17 protein-coding genes and 1 pseudogene are annotated in these 17,865 nt (G+C 69.5%); 6 read left to right on the top strand and 12 right to left on the bottom strand.

Annotation, left to right across the window (positions count from 1 at the left end):
* The 7 genes and pseudogenes from htpX to AB0K18_RS38035 all read right to left on the bottom strand — a co-directional run bounded on the left by htpX (window position 1) and on the right by AB0K18_RS38035 (window position 8,665).
* On the bottom strand, window positions 1-852 hold the full coding sequence (gene htpX, locus AB0K18_RS38065; protein ID WP_364924767.1) for a zinc metalloprotease HtpX: 852 nt from the start codon (window positions 850-852) through the stop codon (window positions 1-3).
* A 102-nt stretch (window positions 853-954) separates the two neighbouring features.
* Window positions 955-2,430, bottom strand: coding sequence for an NADH-quinone oxidoreductase subunit N (locus AB0K18_RS38060; RefSeq protein WP_364924764.1), 1,476 nt, complete (start codon window positions 2,428-2,430; stop codon window positions 955-957).
* On the bottom strand, window positions 2,427-4,166 hold the full coding sequence (locus AB0K18_RS38055; RefSeq protein WP_364924762.1) for an NADH-quinone oxidoreductase subunit M: 1,740 nt from the start codon (window positions 4,164-4,166) through the stop codon (window positions 2,427-2,429). The genes AB0K18_RS38060 and AB0K18_RS38055 overlap by 4 nt, the downstream gene beginning before the upstream one ends.
* A 140-nt stretch (window positions 4,167-4,306) precedes the next feature.
* A complete protein-coding gene (locus AB0K18_RS38050; protein WP_364924760.1) occupies window positions 4,307-6,202 on the bottom strand; it encodes an NADH-quinone oxidoreductase subunit L in 1,896 nt (631 codons plus the stop codon).
* A 218-nt stretch (window positions 6,203-6,420) separates the two neighbouring features.
* Window positions 6,421-6,723: pseudogene (nuoK, locus tag AB0K18_RS38045) on the bottom strand (NADH-quinone oxidoreductase subunit NuoK); the annotation flags it as partial.
* Window positions 6,723-7,466, bottom strand: coding sequence for an NADH-quinone oxidoreductase subunit J (locus AB0K18_RS38040; RefSeq protein ID WP_364924757.1), 744 nt, complete (start codon window positions 7,464-7,466; stop codon window positions 6,723-6,725). The gene AB0K18_RS38040 and the pseudogene nuoK, both read right to left, overlap by 1 nt.
* Window positions 7,463-8,665: a 4Fe-4S binding protein gene (locus tag AB0K18_RS38035; protein WP_364924755.1), complete on the bottom strand. Its 1,203-nt coding sequence runs from the start codon at window positions 8,663-8,665 to the stop codon at window positions 7,463-7,465. The genes AB0K18_RS38040 and AB0K18_RS38035 overlap by 4 nt, the downstream gene beginning before the upstream one ends.
* A gap of 211 nt (window positions 8,666-8,876) precedes the next feature.
* On the opposite strand from AB0K18_RS38035, the gene AB0K18_RS38030 reads away from it, so the two are divergent.
* On the top strand, window positions 8,877-10,085 hold the full coding sequence (locus tag AB0K18_RS38030; protein ID WP_364924752.1) for a serine/threonine-protein kinase: 1,209 nt from the start codon (window positions 8,877-8,879) through the stop codon (window positions 10,083-10,085).
* 32 nt (window positions 10,086-10,117) lie between these two features.
* Here the strand turns inward: AB0K18_RS38030 and AB0K18_RS38025 are convergent, their stop codons facing one another.
* The 5 genes from AB0K18_RS38025 to AB0K18_RS38005 all read right to left on the bottom strand — a co-directional run bounded on the left by AB0K18_RS38025 (window position 10,118) and on the right by AB0K18_RS38005 (window position 12,559).
* On the bottom strand, window positions 10,118-10,264 hold the full coding sequence (locus AB0K18_RS38025; protein ID WP_364924749.1) for a hypothetical protein: 147 nt from the start codon (window positions 10,262-10,264) through the stop codon (window positions 10,118-10,120).
* 67 nt (window positions 10,265-10,331) lie between these two features.
* Window positions 10,332-10,463, bottom strand: coding sequence for a hypothetical protein (locus tag AB0K18_RS38020; RefSeq protein WP_364924746.1), 132 nt, complete (start codon window positions 10,461-10,463; stop codon window positions 10,332-10,334).
* A 116-nt stretch (window positions 10,464-10,579) separates the two neighbouring features.
* On the bottom strand, window positions 10,580-11,521 hold the full coding sequence (gene nuoH, locus AB0K18_RS38015; RefSeq protein ID WP_364924744.1) for an NADH-quinone oxidoreductase subunit NuoH: 942 nt from the start codon (window positions 11,519-11,521) through the stop codon (window positions 10,580-10,582).
* Window positions 11,514-12,080: an NADH-quinone oxidoreductase subunit C gene (locus tag AB0K18_RS38010; RefSeq protein ID WP_364924742.1), complete on the bottom strand. Its 567-nt coding sequence runs from the start codon at window positions 12,078-12,080 to the stop codon at window positions 11,514-11,516. The genes nuoH and AB0K18_RS38010 overlap by 8 nt, the downstream gene beginning before the upstream one ends.
* Complete coding sequence (locus AB0K18_RS38005) at window positions 12,077-12,559, bottom strand: NADH-quinone oxidoreductase subunit B family protein (protein WP_364375843.1); 483 nt, start codon at window positions 12,557-12,559, stop codon at window positions 12,077-12,079. The genes AB0K18_RS38010 and AB0K18_RS38005 overlap by 4 nt, the downstream gene beginning before the upstream one ends.
* A 234-nt stretch (window positions 12,560-12,793) precedes the next feature.
* Between AB0K18_RS38005 and ndhC the strand changes: the two genes are divergently transcribed.
* The 5 genes from ndhC to AB0K18_RS37980 all read left to right on the top strand — a co-directional run bounded on the left by ndhC (window position 12,794) and on the right by AB0K18_RS37980 (window position 17,865).
* Window positions 12,794-13,165: an NADH-quinone oxidoreductase subunit A gene (gene ndhC, locus AB0K18_RS38000; RefSeq protein ID WP_345394563.1), complete on the top strand. Its 372-nt coding sequence runs from the start codon at window positions 12,794-12,796 to the stop codon at window positions 13,163-13,165.
* Between the two features lie 85 nt (window positions 13,166-13,250).
* Window positions 13,251-14,732: a polysaccharide deacetylase family protein gene (locus AB0K18_RS37995; RefSeq protein WP_364924740.1), complete on the top strand. Its 1,482-nt coding sequence runs from the start codon at window positions 13,251-13,253 to the stop codon at window positions 14,730-14,732.
* 33 nt (window positions 14,733-14,765) lie between these two features.
* Window positions 14,766-14,855, top strand: coding sequence for a putative leader peptide (locus AB0K18_RS37990; protein ID WP_311132193.1), 90 nt, complete (start codon window positions 14,766-14,768; stop codon window positions 14,853-14,855).
* A 126-nt stretch (window positions 14,856-14,981) separates the two neighbouring features.
* Window positions 14,982-16,826 carry a 2-oxoacid:acceptor oxidoreductase subunit alpha gene (locus AB0K18_RS37985; protein ID WP_364924737.1) on the top strand — a complete coding sequence of 615 codons (1,845 nt, stop codon included), beginning with the start codon at window positions 14,982-14,984 and terminating at the stop codon, window positions 16,824-16,826.
* Window positions 16,819-17,865 carry a 2-oxoacid:ferredoxin oxidoreductase subunit beta gene (locus AB0K18_RS37980; RefSeq protein ID WP_364924735.1) on the top strand — a complete coding sequence of 349 codons (1,047 nt, stop codon included), beginning with the start codon at window positions 16,819-16,821 and terminating at the stop codon, window positions 17,863-17,865. The genes AB0K18_RS37985 and AB0K18_RS37980 overlap by 8 nt, the downstream gene beginning before the upstream one ends.

The following is a 17,865-nucleotide window of genomic DNA, read 5'->3' as shown; positions in this document are numbered from 1 at the left end:
TCAGCGGCGGTAGCCCGCCATGCGCTCCAGGCGGGCGACCCGCTCCGAGGTGGGCGGGTGGGTGGAGAACAGGCGGCCGAAGCCGGAGCCGCTGAACGGGTTCGCGATCATCATGTGCGAGGCCGAGGTCAGGCGGCTGTTCTCGGGAAGCGGAAGCCGGCGGGCGCCCATCTCGATCTTGCGGAGGGCCGAGGCGAGGGCGAGTGGGTCACCGGTCAGCCGGGCGCCCGATTCGTCCGCCTGGTACTCCCGCGTACGGGAGATCGCCATCTGCACCATCATGGCCGCCACCGGGCCCAGCACCATCATCAGCAGCGCGCCGAGGAAGCCCGGCCCCTCGTCGTCGTCGGAGCCGCCGAAGAACACGGTCACGTAGCTGAGCCAGGTGATCATCGTGGCGAGCGCGCCCGCCACCGAGGAGATCAGGATGTCGCGGTTGTACACGTGGGACAGCTCGTGCCCGATCACACCGCGCAGCTCGGACTCGTCGAGCAGCTGCGTCAGCCCGTACGTGACGCACACGGCCGCCTTGCGCGGGCTTCTGCCGGTCGCGAACGCGTTCGGCTGCACCGTCGGCGAGATGTACAGGCGCGGCATCGGCTGGCGGGCCTCCGTGGACAGCTCGCGGACGATTCGGTAGAGGGTGGGCTGCTCGACCTCGCTGACCGGCCTGGCGCGCATCGCCGACAGGGCGATGCGGTCGGAGAAGAAGTACGCGACGCCGTTGCTCGCCAGCGCGAGCATGAGCGCGACCTGCACACCGGTACCGCCGCCCAACCACCCGCCCACCGCGAGAATCAGCGCCGACAGCCCGCCGAGCAATATGGCGGTGCGCAGACCGTTGTGGTGCAAGGTCCCCCCCTTCGTGGTCCGGGTTCACCACGTCCAACGATGATGACCCGGCTCTTCGTTCCCCAATGTGCTCACGTGGGGGCGGAGCGCGACGCGCGGGGGTCAGGACAGGGACGACACGTCGAGCACGAGCTGCGGCGCGAACGAGAACAGCACGGCCGCCACCACGGCCACGCCCATGGCGTACCAGGCGGTGGCGGGCGCCCTGAGCGGCGCGCGGTCGCCGGGGGCGAACAGGCGGGCGGTCCAGACGGCGTAGTAGTAGAGGCCGATCACGGTGTTGACGGCCATGACGAGCGCCAGCCAGCCGGCGCCGCCCGCGACGATCTCGCGGAAGACGAACACCTTCGCGAACAGCCCGGCCAGGCCGGGTGGCAGGCCGGCCAGGCAGATCAGGCAGAACGCGAGCGCCAGCCCGGCCGCCGGGCGCCGGAACACCAGGCCGCGGTAGTCGTCGAGCTCGGTGCGGGAGACGAGCATGACGACGGTGAACGCGCCGAGGTTCATGGCGGCGTAGATGACGAGGTACGCGATGGACGACCGCACCGCGGACTCGCCCGTCACCGCGAGCGGCGCCAGGATGTAGCCGGACTGCGCGACGGATGACCAGGCCAGCAGGCGTACGGCGGAGCGCTGGCGCATCGCGAGCAGGTTGCCCACGGTCATGGTGAGCGCGGCCACGATGCCGACGATCGGCGCCCAGGTGCCGGCCTGCCCGCCGAGCGCGGCGACCAGGACGAGGATCAACCCGGCGAATCCGGACGCCTTCGAGATGACCGAGAGCAGCGCGGCGACCGGGATGGGCGCGCCCTGGTAGACGTCGGCCGCCCACGCATGGAACGGCACCGCGGCGATCTTGAACGCGAACCCGGCGACCACGAGCACCACGCCGACCGTCACGACCGCGGGCAGGCCCTCGGACATGGCCTCAGGAGCCCCTGGAGCCGCCACCTGGCCGCCGAACACTCCCGACAAGCGGGACAGATAGACCGTGCCCGCGATGCCGTACAGGAGCGACACGCCGAACAGCATGATCGCGGTCGAGACCACCGACACCACGAACAGCTTCACCGCCGCCTCCGATGAGCGGCCGTCGTAGCGTTTGAGCGCGGTGAGGGCGAAGACGGGGAGCGAGACCAGCTCGAGCGCCACGACGAGCATGATCAGGTCGCGGGACGCGGGCAGGCTGACCGCGCCGACGAGGGTGCAGAGGAGGAGGAAGTACCACTCGCCGACGGGGATGCCACCGCGGGCCAGCTCGGTCATCGACATCAGGACGACCACCGCCGCGGCCACCAGCACCAGCCCGGCGAACACCAGCGTGAAACCGTCGGCCACGAACGAGCACGTCATCGCCGTCCCGCCCAGGTTTCGCGGGACGCAGAACGTCGACCGCGAGCCCGTGCCGAGCGCCTGCGCGACCACGAACCCGGCCGCGATCACGACCCCCGCCAGCGTCAGCAGGCCGCTCAGGAGCGGGCGGGACGGCAGGAACGCGTCGAGAAGCAGCACCAGCGCCGCCGTCAGGGCCAGCACCAGCGGGGGTGCGATCACGAAGTAGTCGATCTGCTGGATCATGAGAGGGCTCCCAGCAGGGCTTGCACGGGGGGTGTGGTCAGGGAGAGCAGCAGGCCGGGCCAGAGGCCGAACAGCAGGGTCAGCACCACCAGCGGGGTCCAGGCCAGCCACTCGTTCGGCTCGACGTCGGGCGCCGGGGCCGCGCGTTCCGCCAGCGCGGTCGCGGAGGCGGGCACAGCGGTGGTGGCCGCCACATCGGGTTCCCCGCCGGCCGGTGCGAACGAGCGTTCGTCCGGGGTGGTCGGCGTGACCGGGCGCTCGTCCGGGGTGGTCGGCGTGACCGGGCGCTCGTCCGGGGTGGTAGGTGTGACCGGGCGTTCGTCCGGGACGGTGCTGGGCATCAGGCGGTCGTCGACCGCCGGCCGTTCCGCCCCGGCGGGCGTGCGCGGCCGTCCGTGGGTGACGCGCGACAGCATGACCAGGAAGTACGCCGCCGTCAGGACCGCGCCCAGCCCACCGATCACCATGTACGTACGGAACAACCCGAGCGGCAGCCCGGCACCCGGCTGGAACGCCCCGAGCAGCGCCAGCATCTCGCCCCAGAACCCGGCCAGCCCCGGCAGCCCCAGGGAGGCGATCGCCGCGAACGTCAGCAGCGAGCCCAGCCTGGGCAGCCGTGCCAGCAGGCCGCCGCCCAGGGTGGGCATGTCGGCGGTGTGGTGGCGTTCTTTGATGGCGCCGGCCAGGAAGAACAGCAGGCCGGTGATGAGGCCGTGGGCGACGTTCGCGAAGAGTGCGCCGTTGATGCCGACCGGGGTGAGCGTCGCGAAGCCGAGCAGGACGAAGCCCATGTGGCCGACCGACGAGTACGCGATCATGCGCTTCAGGTCACGCTGGGCCAGGCAGGCCAGGGCGCCGTACACGATGCCGACCACCGCGAACGCCCCCAGCCACGGCGCCACCGCCGCCGCCCCCTCGGGCAGGACGGGGATGGCGATGCGGGCGAAACCGTACGTGCCCATCTTCAGCAGCACGCCCGCGAGCAGCACCGAGCCGACGGTGGGAGCCTCGGTGTGGGCGTCGGGCAGCCACGTGTGCAGCGGCCACATCGGCGTCTTCACCGCCAGACCCACGCCGATCGCCACGAACGCCAGGATCTGCACGGACCTCGACATCCCGGCCCCGTGGGACTCGGTGAGCGCCACGATGTCGAGCGTGCCCGTCTGCGCCCACACCAGCAGCAGGCCGAGCAGCATGACGACCGAGCCCAGCAGCGTGTACAGGATGAACTTGACCGACGCCGCCCTGCGCCGCTCGCCACCCCAGATGCCGATCAGGAAGTACATCGGGATGAGGACGATCTCGAAGAAGACGAAGAACAGCAGCAGGTCGAGGGCCAGGAATGTGCCGATCATGCCCACTTCGAGCACCAGTAGCGTGAACACGAGCGCCCTCGGTCGTGCCCCCACGGCTCCGCGTCCCCGGCTGAGGTAGACGAAGCACAGGAACGTCAGCAGCGCCGTCAGCGTGACCAGCGGCAGCGAGATGCCGTCGACGCCGAGGTGGAAGCGCAGGCCCAGGTCGGGGATCCACGGCAGGTCCAGCTCGAACTGCATCGCGGCCGGGCGGGCGTGGTCGAAGGCCGCCACGAGCACGAGGCTCGCGACCAGCGTGACGGCCGAGAGGATCAGTCCGTACGTTCTGAGCACGGGACGCAGGGCGTCTGGGGCGAGGAGGAGCAGGAGGGCGCCCAGCAGCGGCACGGCCAGGAGGACGACCGGGATCCAGGCCATCATCTGCACACCCCCACCGGGATCCGCCCCGTGATCGGCGTCAAGGGCCAGGCCGTCATCTGAGCACCACCGCCCGGAACCGCCCCATGATCGGCATCGAGGGCCAGGCCGTCATGCGCACATCACCGCCCGGGTCCGCCGCGTCATGTGAACACCACCGCCCCCACCGCGATCAGCAGGACGCCGGCCAGGAGGCCGCTCACGTAGAGCTGGACGTTGCCGTTGTGGGCCAGGCGCACCAGTCCTGACAGGCCGCGGGCAGACCTGCCCGATCCGCGTACGGCGCCGTCCACGACCGTGTCGTCCGTCCTCACGACCGCCGTGGCCAGGGCCAGGATCGGGCGGACGAACAGGGCCGCGTACAGGGTGTCGGCGTAGAACGCCCGCTCGCACGGCGCCCGCAGCGGCCCCAGGAGGCGGGCCGGGTCGGCGAGGGGGTCGCTGCGCCAGAACGCGTAGACGACGCCCGCGCCGAGCAGCGCGAGCACGACGCTGACGGCGGCCACGCCGAACGCGACGTGCGGCTCACCCGCGAAGCCGAGCAGCAGGGCGGGGACGGCCAGGACGGCGACGGGGACGAGCATCGTGCGCGGAGCCTCCCTGGCGTCCACGACGTGGGCGGTGCCGGGCGGCGGCTCCGGGAGCGCCACGGCTCTGGGCTCGCCGAAGAAGGTGCGCAGCCAGGCTCTGGTGGCGTACGCGCCGGTGACGGCGACGGTCGCGAGCGCGCATCCGTACAGCAGGAGGGCAGCCGCGTCGGTCAGGCCGGGACCGGCCAGGGCGCGGTCCATGGTGAGGAGCAGGCCGTCCTTGCTGAAGAACCCGCTGGCCGGCGGGAGGCCCATCAGGGCGGCGAACCCGATCGTCATCGTCACGAACGTCACCGGCAGCTCCCTGCGCAGACCGCCCATCTGCGTCATCAGGTTGGAGCCGACGTGGTGGATCACCACGCCCGCGCACAGGAACAGCAGCGCCTTGAACGCGCCGTGCGTGAGCAGGTGGAAGACGGCCGCGGTGTCGGAGCCGGCCGCGAGCCCGCCGGCCATGTAGGCGAGCTGGCTGACCGTGGAGTAGGCGAGCACGCGTTTCAGGTCGTCCTGGGCGAGGGCGGCCAGCGCGGCGCCCAGCATGCCCAGCGCCGCGATGACGGCCAGCACGTCGAGCGTGGGGCGTGCGGCGAGGAACGCGGGGAACAGCCTGGCCACGATGAAGATGCCGGCCGCGACCATCGTGGCGGCGTGGATCAGCGCGCTGATCGGGGTCGGGCCCGCCATCGCGTCGGGCAGCCACGTGTGCAGCGGCACCTGGGCGCTCTTGCCCGCGACGCCGGCCAGCAGCAGCATCGTGGCCGTCACGACCGTCGCCGTGGACATCTCCGGCGCCTTCGCCAGGACGTCGGCGATGCGGAAGCTGCCCGCCCCCATGCCGAGCACGAAGATGCCGAACAGGAAGCCGACGTCGCCCAGCCGCGTCACCAGGAACGCCTTGATCGCGGCGCGTGAATTGCCGCGGTCTTCCCACCAGTGGCCGATGAGGAGGTAGGAGCAGAGGCCCATGATCTCCCAGCCCACGTAGAGGACCAGGAGGTCGCCCGCGTAGACGACCAGGAGCATCGCGCTGGTGAACAGGCTGATGAAGGCGCTGTAGGAGGGGTAGCGCGGGTCGTCTTCGAGGTAGCCGACCGAATAGATCTGTACGGCCAGCGCCACCAGCGTCACGAGGACGCCCAGGACGGCGGAGAGCGCGTCGGCCTGGAGCGTCAGGGAGATCGGGACGCCGCCGGTGGTGATCGTGCCGTAGGTCTGGCCGGTGGGTGGGGCTGGTGTGGCGGTCTGCGTGAAATAGCGGAAACCCGGCGTCCACGCCAGCCAGGCCGCCAGGACGGCTGCGGCCGCGGTGGGGAGGATGGCGATCCAGGCCGCCCGGCCGGTGCCCGTGGTGGTCGTCGGCGGTCTGCCTGGGCGCCAGCGGGCCAACAGCAGACCGGCCGCCGCCGCGGCGAACGGGAGCAGCACGGCCAGGAGGGGGAAGGTCGTCATCGCTTACCACCGCCTCGGTTGACGGGGCGTTCGGAGTCGTCCTGGGTGTGGTCGGCGGGTATCGCGGGCTCGGCGGTCGTGCTGGGGTGACCGCCGGGTGGACTCGTACGGCCGTCCCCGATCTCGTGGGGTGTGCCGGCGTGACCAGCCGGGGTGCGGGCGTGGTCGTCGGTGGGGCCTGGGCTGTCGTCGGCGGGGCCTGGGCTGTCGTCGGCGGGTTCGGTGAGGGCGCGGAGGTGGTCCAGGTCGATCGTCTGGCGGTTGCGGTAGAGGGCCAGCACGATGGCCAGGCCCAGGCCCACCTCGGCGGCGGCGATGACGATGACGAAGAGGGTGAGCACCTGGCCGCTGTGCAGGCGGTCGCCCAGCCACACGTCGAACGCCACCAGGTTGAGGTTGACGGCGTTGAGCATCAACTCGACCGACATCAGGACGAGGATCGTGTTGCGTCGAGCGAGCACGCCGTAGACGCCGATGGAGAACAGGAGCGCGGAGACGACCGCCGGGTAGACGATGTGCACTACTGACCCCCGGTCTCGTCGGGTGGTTTGCCGTCCGCGGGCTCGTTGGATGGCGGGCCGTTCACGCGCTCGCCGGATGACACGTCGCGCACGGTCTGGTCCCAGGATGTGCTGCGCTCGGGTCCGTCAGATGGTGAGGGGCTCTGTCGGATGCCGGGTGTGGGGGCGGGGCCGTTGTTTCCTTGCTGCTGCGCGGAGGTGCGGGCGGGGGCGCCTGGGATGTCGGTGCGGGACAGGACTATGGCGCCGATCAGGGCCGCCAGCAGGAGGACGGACAGTGCCTCGAAGGGTAGGACCCAGGTGGCGAAGATGCTGGCGCCCAGCTCCTTGGCGGCGCCGGGGCCTGGAGTCAGGGGTGTGTAGGCCGTACGGAAGCCGTCGATCACGACCGTGACGAGGATCGCCGCCGTCGCCACCGCCACTACGGCCGCCACCACTTTGTTGCCGCTGTCGAGGTCGGCGGAGCGGCCTATGGGCGCGCGGGTGAGCATGATGCCGAACAGCAGCAGCACGATGATCGCGCCCACGTAGATGAGCACCTGGACCCAGGCCACGAACTCGGCGGTGAGAACGAGGTAGCCCCCGGCGAGCGCGCCGAAGCAGACCACGAGCCAGAGGGCCGCGTGGACGATCTGCTTGGTCATGACGACGAGCAGCGCCGATCCAACCGCTACCGCTCCCAGCAGCAAGAAGACGATCTCTTGCCCGGTGGGTGACAGGTAGGAGGGCACCGCCTCGGTCACGACTCCTCCTCGGACTCCTCCGACTCGTCAGGACCGAGCCGCCCTGGGGGCCGGATGGACCGTGGATCGGCCATCCTGCGCCGGCGGCGGCTCGCGGCAGAAGTCTGCCCTTGCTGATCGGGCTCCGGCGGCGGCTCGCCCTCGGCTGTGGACAACTTGCCGGGAGGCGGCTCGCCTGTGGATGAAGGCCCTTCTCGGTCTTTCTGCGCGGGGTTCTCTTGAGGGGCGGGCTGCTCGTCTTGAGGTGTGGGGCGGTCTTGCGGGTGGCTCTCGCCGCCGACGTCGCCGGAGCGGACATCAGCGGAGGGTGTGGCGTCGGACGGGGCAGCCTTGGCGGTCCGGGGTGCTTCCTCCGCCTGGGTGGCTTCTGTGTCGGCGGTTTGTCCGGGCGCGGCTGGGGTGCCCTTCGCCTCTCGGGGCGGTGGGGCTGGGCTTGTGGAGGGTTCGTGCTTCGAGGGGAGGGCACCCGGAGGGCGGATTCCTCGAACGTTCGTCATGGCGCGGCGAGCACGGCCGCCCGGGCGGGACGGCCTGGCAGTGGGGTCCTGTTCGGCGGGCGTGATGCCCTGGGTGGGCTGAGCCTCGGATGCCGGCGGGGTGCCCTGGTCTAGGCCGGAAGCCGCCGTTGTGCCCTGGTCTGTGCCGGAAGTTGCCCTGGTTCCCTCTTCCCTGCTGGGAGTTGGGGTGGGGGCCTTTTCCGGGGTTGGTGTGTGCTTGGCCGCGGGTGGCTGGTCTCTCTTGGGAGATGCGGGGCGGGGTGGGCGGCGGGCTGCGGTCAGTTCCTTGGGGGGTTCGGCGCCTGGGTCGTGGGCGGGCGGCGGGGGGACGGTCTGGACCCACGTGGACAGTTTGTCCTTCTCGTGGAGGAGGTTGCGGATGTCGCCTTCCGCGTACTCGAACTCCGGGGACCAGAAGAGCGCGTCGAACGGGCAGACCTCGATGCAGATGCCGCAGTACATGCACAGGGAGAAGTCGATCGCGAAGCGGTCGAGGACGTTGCGCTGCCTGGCGCGGCCGCCCTCAGGCGCCGGGATCGTCTCCTTGTGCGAGTCGATGTAGATGCACCAGTCGGGGCATTCGCGGGCGCAGAGCATGCACGAGGTGCAGTTCTCCTCGACCAGCGCGATGACGCCGCGGCTGCGCGGCGGCAGGTCGGGCTTGACCTCGGGGTATTGCTGCGTGACGGATTTGCGCAGCATGTGGCGAAGGGTGATGGACAGCCCCTTCGCCAGTCCCACTCCCGGTATCCGCCCCATGGTTCAACATCATGACGCACTTGGGGCTGGACGTGAATGAGGGAGTGGGGTTGTCCCCAGGTTTTCCACAGCTATCCACAGGCTGGCGAGTAGTTATCCACAAGCTGTGTGCATGTCCGATATGAACGGGTGGCAGGGCGATAGTCTCTCCGCCATGCAGCACAGCCATCCGATCCGGCCGAGCGGCCTGCGGTGGACGGCCGCCGTGGTGTGGGCCTGTCTGCCGCTGCTCACCTGCGGCTTCGCGACCCCGTTCACGGTGGGGTTCGCGGCGTTCTGGCTGCGTAACGTCTGGCACGGGGTGGCGGCGTGTGTCTATCTGGTCGGCATGGGGTCGTTCACCATCGCCGTGCTGGCCTACCCCAATGACGACGCTCCCGCCGAGCTGACCGTGCCCGTCACGCTGGGGCTCCTGCTCAGCTGGGTCGGCGGGGTCATCCATTCGGGGATTCTGGTGCCGTTCATGGCCAAGGCCCGCATGACTGCGGTTTTCGCTCCGGCTGTGACCCGGACTCCGACTCCGGTTCCGACTCCTCGTCCCCCTGCCGACGTGCGGCAGCGCATCACCGCTCCGTCCGTGCATCGGCCGCTGGGGCAGCCGCAGTGGATCGGGCACTACCGCGTGGAGCGGCAGCTCGGGCGCGGCGGGCAGGGGGCGGTCTATCTCGCCGTGGCGCCCAACGGGGTGCGGGTGGCGGTGAAGGTGCTGCACGATCTGGTCGATGACGTGGCCAGGACGAGGTTCGCGCGCGAGGTGGAGGCGGCGCGGCGGGTGGCGACGTTTTCCACAGCCCGGGTGCTCGACGTGAACATCGGCGGGCAGCACGCGTACATCGTCAGCGAGTACGTGGACGGGCCGTCGCTGGAGCAGCTCGTCAGGAAGCACGGGCCCCGGGACGAGGACGGTCTGACGCGGCTGGCGTTGTCCACAGCCGGAGCGCTGGCGGCCATCCACAAGGCGGGGGTCGTTCACCGGGATTTCAAGCCGAGCAACGTGCTGATCGGGCACGACGGGCCGCGGGTGATCGACTTCGGCATCGCCAGGGCGCTCGACCAGATGACGATGACGTCAGGGAAGATGGTGGGCACTCCGCCTTACATGTCGCCTGAGCAGCTCAAGGGCGAGACCGTGGGGCCGCCGTCCGATGTGTTCAGCTGGGCGGTGACGATGGTGTTCGCGGCCACCGGGCGGCCGGCGTTCGGGGAGGACACGGTGCCGGCGGTGTTCAATCGGGTGCTCAATCACTCTCCCGATCTGTCGCGGCTGCCGGCCGGCTTACGCGACGTCGTGGGCGCCTGCCTGAGCAAGCAGCCCACGGATCGTCCGTCGGCCTCCGACGTGATGCTGGCCATCGTCCGCTGACCTGCCTGGCGCGACGCCCGCCGGCCGCGCTCTTAGTTGGACCAGGTGAAACCGTTGGTGCCGACCTGGCCGCCGCTGGGTGGATCGGTGACGGCATTGGCGGGGCTCGCGGCCAGGATGCCGGCGAAGATGATCGCTATGGCTGCGACGACCTGTGCTGCGACTTTCTTCGAGATCATGTGACACCTTCATGGGGCGTGGGTTGGAGGCTCTCCGAGGAGCTTTCTGGTCTGCGCGGGGGTGTGGTCAGTTGGACCAGATGTACCCGTCAGTGGTGGGCGGGTCCGTTGCGGCGTTGGCGGGGGCGGCGGCCAGGATGCCGGTGGTGATGATGGCGGCGGCTACGACCAATTTCGCGAGCAGGCGCTTTGAGAGCACGTGAACACCTCCGTACGGGACGTTCTTTCTCGGACGGTGATCGTACGTAGGCGGTTGAAGGGGTATCAAGGACCAATAATTCGGTCTAAAGGGATTGGATTATTGGTCGTACCGGGTCAGATCAGGACTTTGATCAAGCCGGTCAGGGCCAGCTGGACGAGGGCCAGGGGGACGAGCACCGCCCAGGCGAGTTTCTGCAGCTGGTCCTCGCGGAGCCGCGGGTACGTCACGCGCAGCCAGATCACGACGAACGACAGGAAGAAGACCTTCAGCAGCGTCCAGAGCCAGCCGGGCAGGAACGGGCCGTGCCAGCCGCCGAGGAACAGCACGGTGGTCAGGAAGGACAGGACGACGATGCCGACGTACTCGGAGAGCATGAACAGGGCGAACCGCATGCCGGTGTACTCGGTCATCGGGCCCATGATGATCTCGGACTCGGCGATCGGCATGTCGAACGGCGGGCGGCGCAGCTCGGCCAGACCGGCCACGAAGAAGACGATGCCGCCGATCGCCTGCCACGGCAGCCACCACCACTGCCAGACCTCGACGATCCCCGACAGCGACAGGGTGCCGGCCGCCATCGCGACCGAGGAGGCGGCGAGGACGAGAGGCAGCTCGTACGACATGAGCTGGGCCGCGGAGCGCATACCGCCGAGCACGGAGTATTTGTTGGCCGACGCCCAGCCCGCCATGATCGAGCCGAGCACGCCGACACCCATGACGGCGAGGACGAAGAACAGACCGAGGTCGAGATCGACGGCGGCGCGGCCGCGGTCGATGGGGATGACGATCAGGACGAGGAGGTACGGGACCAGCGCCACCCCGGGGGCGATCATGAAGATGCGGCGGTCGGCCGCGGCCGGGATGATGTCCTCCTTCTGGGCGAACTTCACGCCGTCGGCGATGAGCTGCGCCCAGCCGTGGAAGCGGCCCGCGTACATGGGGCCGAGCCTCGACTGCATGTGGGCCATGACCTTGTGCTCCGTCTGACCGACGATCAGCGGCAGCACCAGGAACACGACGAGGATGACGACGAAGCTCAGCACCACTTCAAGCATCGGGCGGCCCCCAGTCGGCTGGAACTCCGGGCGGAAGGGTCTTGCGGCGGCTCGGGGCGCCGTGTCCTGATTCGCCGGGCTCCTTGGCGCCGGGCCAGGGCTTGGCCACGCGGGCGGCCAGGATGAAGTCCTTGCGGAGCGGGTGGCCTTCGAAGCCGTCGGGGAGCAGGAGCGGGACGAGGTTGGGGTGGCCGTCGAAGATCACGCCGAACATCTCGTACGTCTCGCGCTCGTGCCAGTTCGCGCCCCGGTAGATGGGGACGGCGGTGGGGAGGTGGGGGTGGTCGCGGGGGACGCGGGTGCGGAGGAGCAGCCTGCGTCGCGCGTCCGGGTTGTAGACGTGGGCCACGATGGCGAACGTGTCGGGAGGCTCGTCGACGCCCGTCAGCCAGTCGAAATAGGTGTGGCCGAGGGTGTCGCGGGCGTATTCGAGGAGGTTCGTCCAGTCCGTCGGGGGCACGTCGATGGTGGTGTCGCCGTAGGACTCCGTGACCTCGGCGCGGTCGCCGAAGTGGGCCTCTAGGCCGGCTGTGACGTCGGCTGGGAGGTCGGCGCTCATGCCTGGCCGCCGGACGGGTCCTCCGCGTGGGAGCGGGACCAGATGTAGCGGTCCGTCAGCTTTTCGCCGGCGATCTTCTCCTGGAGCTTGGTGATGCCGTACAGGAGGGCTTCGGGGCGGGGCGGGCAGCCCGGGACGTAGACGTCCACGGGGATGATCTGGTCGACGCCGTTCGTGACGCAGTAGGAGTCCCAGTACGGGCCGCCGGAGTTGGAGCAGGCGCCGAACGAGATCACGTATTTCGGGTCGGGCATCTGCTCGTACAGGCGTTTGACCGCGGGGGCCATCTTGTCGGTGACCGTGCCTGAGACGATCATGAGGTCGGCCTGCCTGGGGCCGTTCGCGAACGGGATCACGCCGAAGCGGATGAAGTCGTGGCGGCTGGTCGAGGCCGCGATGAACTCGATGGCGCAGCAGGCCAGCCCGAAGTTGAACACCCACAACGAGTAGCGGCGGCCCCAGTTGAGGATGAAGCGCATCGGCTTGGGCGCCAATCGCGAAACCGGGCCCACTGTGGGCATCGGAAGGTCCGTTGCTGCCATACGGCCATTCTTGCGCGGATCACAGGACAGGCAAAGGAAGGGTGGTGCGTGAGGGGTCTGTGGGGGTGATGCGAGGGCTGAGGTGATGAAGGGGGTACGGAACGCGCTGCAGTGGGTGAGGGCACGTGGTTGGGGGTGGGTTCGTCGGGCGGGGCGGGTTACGATCCGGGCATGGACGGCTACTTCGGCTCCTATGTGCTGGTGGCCGCGTTGCTTGCCATCGGCGTCGCGATCGTCGCCGGGGCGCTCTTCGCGAATCGGCTGCTGCGGCCGTCGCGGCCCACTCCTGAGAAGCTGACCACCTACGAGTGCGGCGTCGACCCTGTGGGTGAGGGGTGGGCGCAGTCGCAGGTGCGGTACTACGTGTTCACGTATCTGTACGTGGTGTTCGCGGTGGATGCCGTGTTCCTCTTCCCGTGGGCGACCGTGTTCGATGCGCCTGGATACGGGCTGACCACGCTGGTCGAGATGTTCGTCTTCCTGGGGTTCATCGCGCTGGGGATCCTGTACGCGTGGCGGAAGCGGGTGCTCAGCTGGACATGACCGGATACCCAGCGCGGTCAAATTGTCCGGACTGATCACACAAAATCCGGGTAAACCGTAAGATCACGCCCATAACCTGACAAGCATGCACAAATCGCGGTTCTGTACGGGAATCGCTCTGCTGGCCCTCTCGGCCTCCGGTTGCGGCCTCGCCGCCGCCTCCAACGGGAGGGACATCATGGTCCCGGCAGAGCCGACGCTGATCGACTTCGTCGATCCCGCCACCGTCGTCGGCCTGTCCACCGCGACCGTCACGGAGGGCGAGGCGACGGCCGGCAGATACGTGCACATCAAGTACCCGGTGCTGACGGGCGCCCCGGCACTCAACCGGATGCTCAAGGCCGGCGCCGAGCGGCAGCTCAAGGACTTCAGGCGCACGACCCGCGGCGACGCCCCCATCCTCCCCAAGCCGGAGCTGAACGTGGAGTGGCAGTTCGCCGCCGCCTCCCCCGAGGCGGTCGGGGTGCGCCTGCGGACCGGCGAGTTCCTGGGCACGAACTGGGGCAACTCCACGCGTACGTACTGGTTCGACCCGCACAGCGGCAAGGCCGCGAAATCGACGGGACTGCTGGCGGGCAGGGCGGCGCTCGACAGGCTGGCGGCCCTGGTCAAGGAGGCGCTCGCGGAGCGCGGCGCGCAGGTGGAGCGCAGCCGGGTGACGGCGGACGCGGACACGTTCGACTCCATGGCGTTCAACAGGAACGGCGACCTGGTCGTGGAGTTCGACGACTGCGAGGTCGGCAGGTGCTCGCTCGGCCGGGTGGCGGTGGCCGTACCGGCGCAGCAGGTCGCGCCGCTGCTGTCGGACCTGGGACGGCGGGCGCAGCAGGCGGTGCGGGAGGCGGCCAGGCGGTCGGCGCACCCGGTGAACCCCGGCTTCGCGGCCACGAGCAGCCCCGACGCGGTCAGCAACCGGGCGGGCAACGTGGACTGCGCGAAGCGCAAGTGCGTGGCGCTGACGTTCGACGACGGCCCGGGCCCGTACACGGGACGGCTGCTCGACCTGCTGGCGGAGCAGCGGGCGCGGGCGACGTTCTTCACGGTCGGCGGTGGCGTGGCGTCGGAGCCGGCGCTGGTCCGGCGGATGAGCATGGAGGGCCACCTGGTCGGCAACCACAGCTGGGCCCACAGGGACCTGTCGAAGCAGCCGAGCAGCAAGGTCGCCGACTCCCTCGGCAAGACCTCGGACGCGGTGTCGGAGGTCATCGGGCAGACGCCCACGCTGGTGCGGCCGCCGTACGGGGCGGTGAGCCAGGAGGTACGCGACGTCGCACGTGAGATGGGCTGCTCGGTGGTCACCTGGGACGTGGACTCGAAGGACCAGACGGCCACCGAGGCGTCGGACATCGCGGACCGGGTCGTGCGCGAAGCGCATCCAGGTGCGATCATTCTCATGCACGACATTCACCGGGAAACCGTGGATGCGGTTCCGGACATCCTCAAAAGGTTGCGCGGGAAGGGTTACAGCTTGGTGACCGTTCCTGAGTTGTACGGCTCTGCGGGGATGCAGGCCGGCCGCATGTACAGGTCAGGGAACGAGCTGCCGGGTAAGCAGCCCCTGACGTAGCGCACGTGTTGGGGGGACGTATAGTTGGCGCTCGTGACCCGAACCGTCCTGTTCGCCCGCCTGCATGTAGACCTCTGCAGGCTGGCCTCCGGGCTGTGTCGTCGCTCTCCCACCTCACCTTGACCTGACTTCGACCGCGTTTACCCACTATGGGTGGCATGCAAACGCGTGACCTTCCGAGGATCTAGCATGGAAACAGAGAACGCGCCTAAGGCAACCGCGCAGTGGCGCGTCGAGGAGGACTGAGCTGTGACGAAGCAGGTCCAGCAACTCGACCGCGTGATCATCAGGTTCGCCGGTGACTCCGGCGACGGAATGCAGCTCACCGGCGACCGCTTCACCGCGGGCACGGCGGAGTTCGGCAACGACTTGTCGACGCTCCCCAACTTCCCCGCCGAGATCCGCGCCCCCGCAGGCACCCTGCCGGGCGTGTCGAGCTTCCAGCTCCATTTCGCCGACCACGACATCCTCACGCCGGGCGACGCGCCCAACGTGCTGGTGGCCATGAACCCGGCCGCGCTCAAGGCCAACCTGGGCGACCTGCCCAGGGGCGCGGACATCATCGCCAACACCGACGAGTTCACCAAGCGCAACCTGCAGAAGGTCGGCTACGCGGCCAACCCGCTGGAGGACGACTCGCTCAGCGAGTGGCGCGTGCACGCGGTCCCGCTGACCTCGCTCACGGTCAAGGCCCTCGAAGGCTTCGACCTGTCCAAGAAGGACGCCGAGCGGTCGAAGAACATGTTCGCTCTCGGCCTGCTGTCGTGGCTCTACCACCGGCCGACCGAGCACACGATCAAGTTCCTCGAGCAGAAGTTCGCGCGTAAGCCCGACATCGCCAAGGCCAACATCGCGGCCTTCCAGGCGGGCTGGAACTACGGGGAGACGACCGAGTCGTTCTCGGTCTCGTACGAGGTCAAGCCGGCCAGGCTGGCGCCGGGCGTCTATCGCAACATCTCCGGCAACCAGGCGCTGGCCTACGGATTGATCGCCGCGAGCGTGCAGTCGAAGCTGCCGCTGTTCCTCGGGTCCTACCCGATCACCCCGGCCAGCGACATCCTGCACGAGCTGTCCAAGCACAAGCGGTTCGGCATCCGCACGTTCCAGGCGGAGGACGAGATCGCGGGCGTCGGCGCGGCGCTCGGGGCCGCGTTCGGCGGCGCGCTCGGCGTGACGACCACGAGCGGCCCCGGTGTGGCGCTGAAGGCGGAGACGGTCGGCCTCGCGGTCACCACCGAGCTGCCGCTGATCGTCGTGGACGTGCAGCGCGCCGGCCCCAGCACCGGCATGCCGACCAAGACCGAGCAGACCGACCTGCTGATGGCGCTGTTCGGCCGCAACGGCGAGTCGCCGGTGCCGGTCGTGGCGCCGATGTCGCCGAGCGACTGCTTCGACGCGGCGGTCGAGGCGGCCAGGATCGCGGTGAAGTACCGCACTCCGGTCATGCTCCTCTCCGACGGCTACCTCGCCAACGGCTCGGAGCCGTGGCGCCTGCCCGAGGTCTCGGAGCTGCCGGACATCTCGCAGCCGTTCACCACCGAGCCCAACGGCGACGACGGCGCGTTCCTGCCGTTCAAGCGCGACACCGAGACGCTCGCCCGCCCGTGGGCCATCCCCGGCACCGCCGGGCTCGAGCACCGCATCGGCGGCATCGAGAAGGCCGACGGCACCGGCAACATCTCCTACGACCCCGACAACCACGACCTGATGGTGCGCACCCGCGCCGCCAAGATCGCCGGCATCGACGTGCCCGACCTGGCCGTCGACGACCCGGACGGCGAGGCGAAGGTGCTGGTCATCGGGTGGGGCTCGACGTACGGGCCGATCGCCGCGGCCGTGCGCCGCATCAGGAAGGCCGGCGGCAAGGTCGCCCAGGCACACCTGCGCCACCTCAACCCGCTGCCCGCCAACACCGGCGAGGTGCTCAAGCGCTACGACAAGGTGCTGCTGCCCGAGATCAACCTGGGCCAGCTCGCGCTGCTGCTGCGGGCCAGGTTCCTCGTCGACGTGATCAGCTACAACCGTGTGCGCGGGCTCCCGTTCAAGGCCGAGGAGCTGGCCGGAGTCATCCAGGACGTGATCGACAGTGACTGAGCTGGTGAACGGGAGGGGCCTGTCGCTCGTCCCCAAGACCGACGTGAAGCAGAGCCTGAAGGACTTCAAGTCCGACCAGGAGGTGCGCTGGTGCCCGGGCTGCGGTGACTACGCGATCCTGGCCGCGGTGCAGAGCTTCCTGCCCGAGCTGGGGCTGAAGCGCGAGAACATCGTGTTCGTCTCCGGCATCGGCTGCTCGTCGCGCTTCCCCTACTACCTCGACACCTACGGCTTCCACTCGATCCACGGGCGGGCGCCGGCCATCGCGACCGGGCTCGCGGCCAGCAGGCCCGACCTGAGCGTGTGGGTGATCACGGGTGACGGTGACGCGCTGTCGATCGGCGGCAACCACCTGATCCACGCGCTGCGGCGCAACGTCAACCTCAACATCCTGCTGTTCAACAACCGGATCTACGGTCTGACGAAGGGCCAGTACTCCCCCACCTCCGAGGTCGGCAAGATCACCAAGTCGACCCCGATGGGCTCGCTGGACAAGCCGTTCAACCCGATCTCGCTGGCCATCGGCGCCGAGGCGTCGTTCGTGGCCCGCACCATCGACTCCGACCGCAAGCACCTGCAGTCGGTGCTGCGCGAGGCGACCGCCCACCGCGGCACGTCGCTGGTCGAGATCTACCAGAACTGCAACATCTTCAACGACAACGCGTTCGAGCAGCTCAAGGACCCCGAGGTCCGCGACGACATCACGTTGCGGCTCGAGCACGGCCAGCCGATCGTGAGCGCGAGCAAGGCCGTCGTACGCGGCCCGGCCGGCGGCATCGAGGTCGTGGCCCGCGACAGCGTGAGCGAGGACCAGATCCTCGTGCACGACGCCCACAGCCCCGACCCGTCGGTGGCGTTCGCGCTCAGCAGGCTCGACGAGCCGGCGTTCGAGCACGTGCCGATCGGCATCTTCCGCAGCGTCGACCGGCCGTCCTACGAGTCGCTGATGGCCGAGCAGCTGGAGGAGGCCGTGGCGCAGAAGGGTCCCGGCGACCTCAGCGACCTGCTCATGGGTGGAGACACCTGGCGCATCAGCTGA

Source organism: Nonomuraea sp. NPDC049421 (assembly GCF_040677005.1).
Lineage (GTDB): Bacteria > Actinomycetota > Actinomycetes > Streptosporangiales > Streptosporangiaceae > Nonomuraea > Nonomuraea salmonea.
This window is presented reverse-complemented; position numbering and strand designations above follow the sequence as displayed.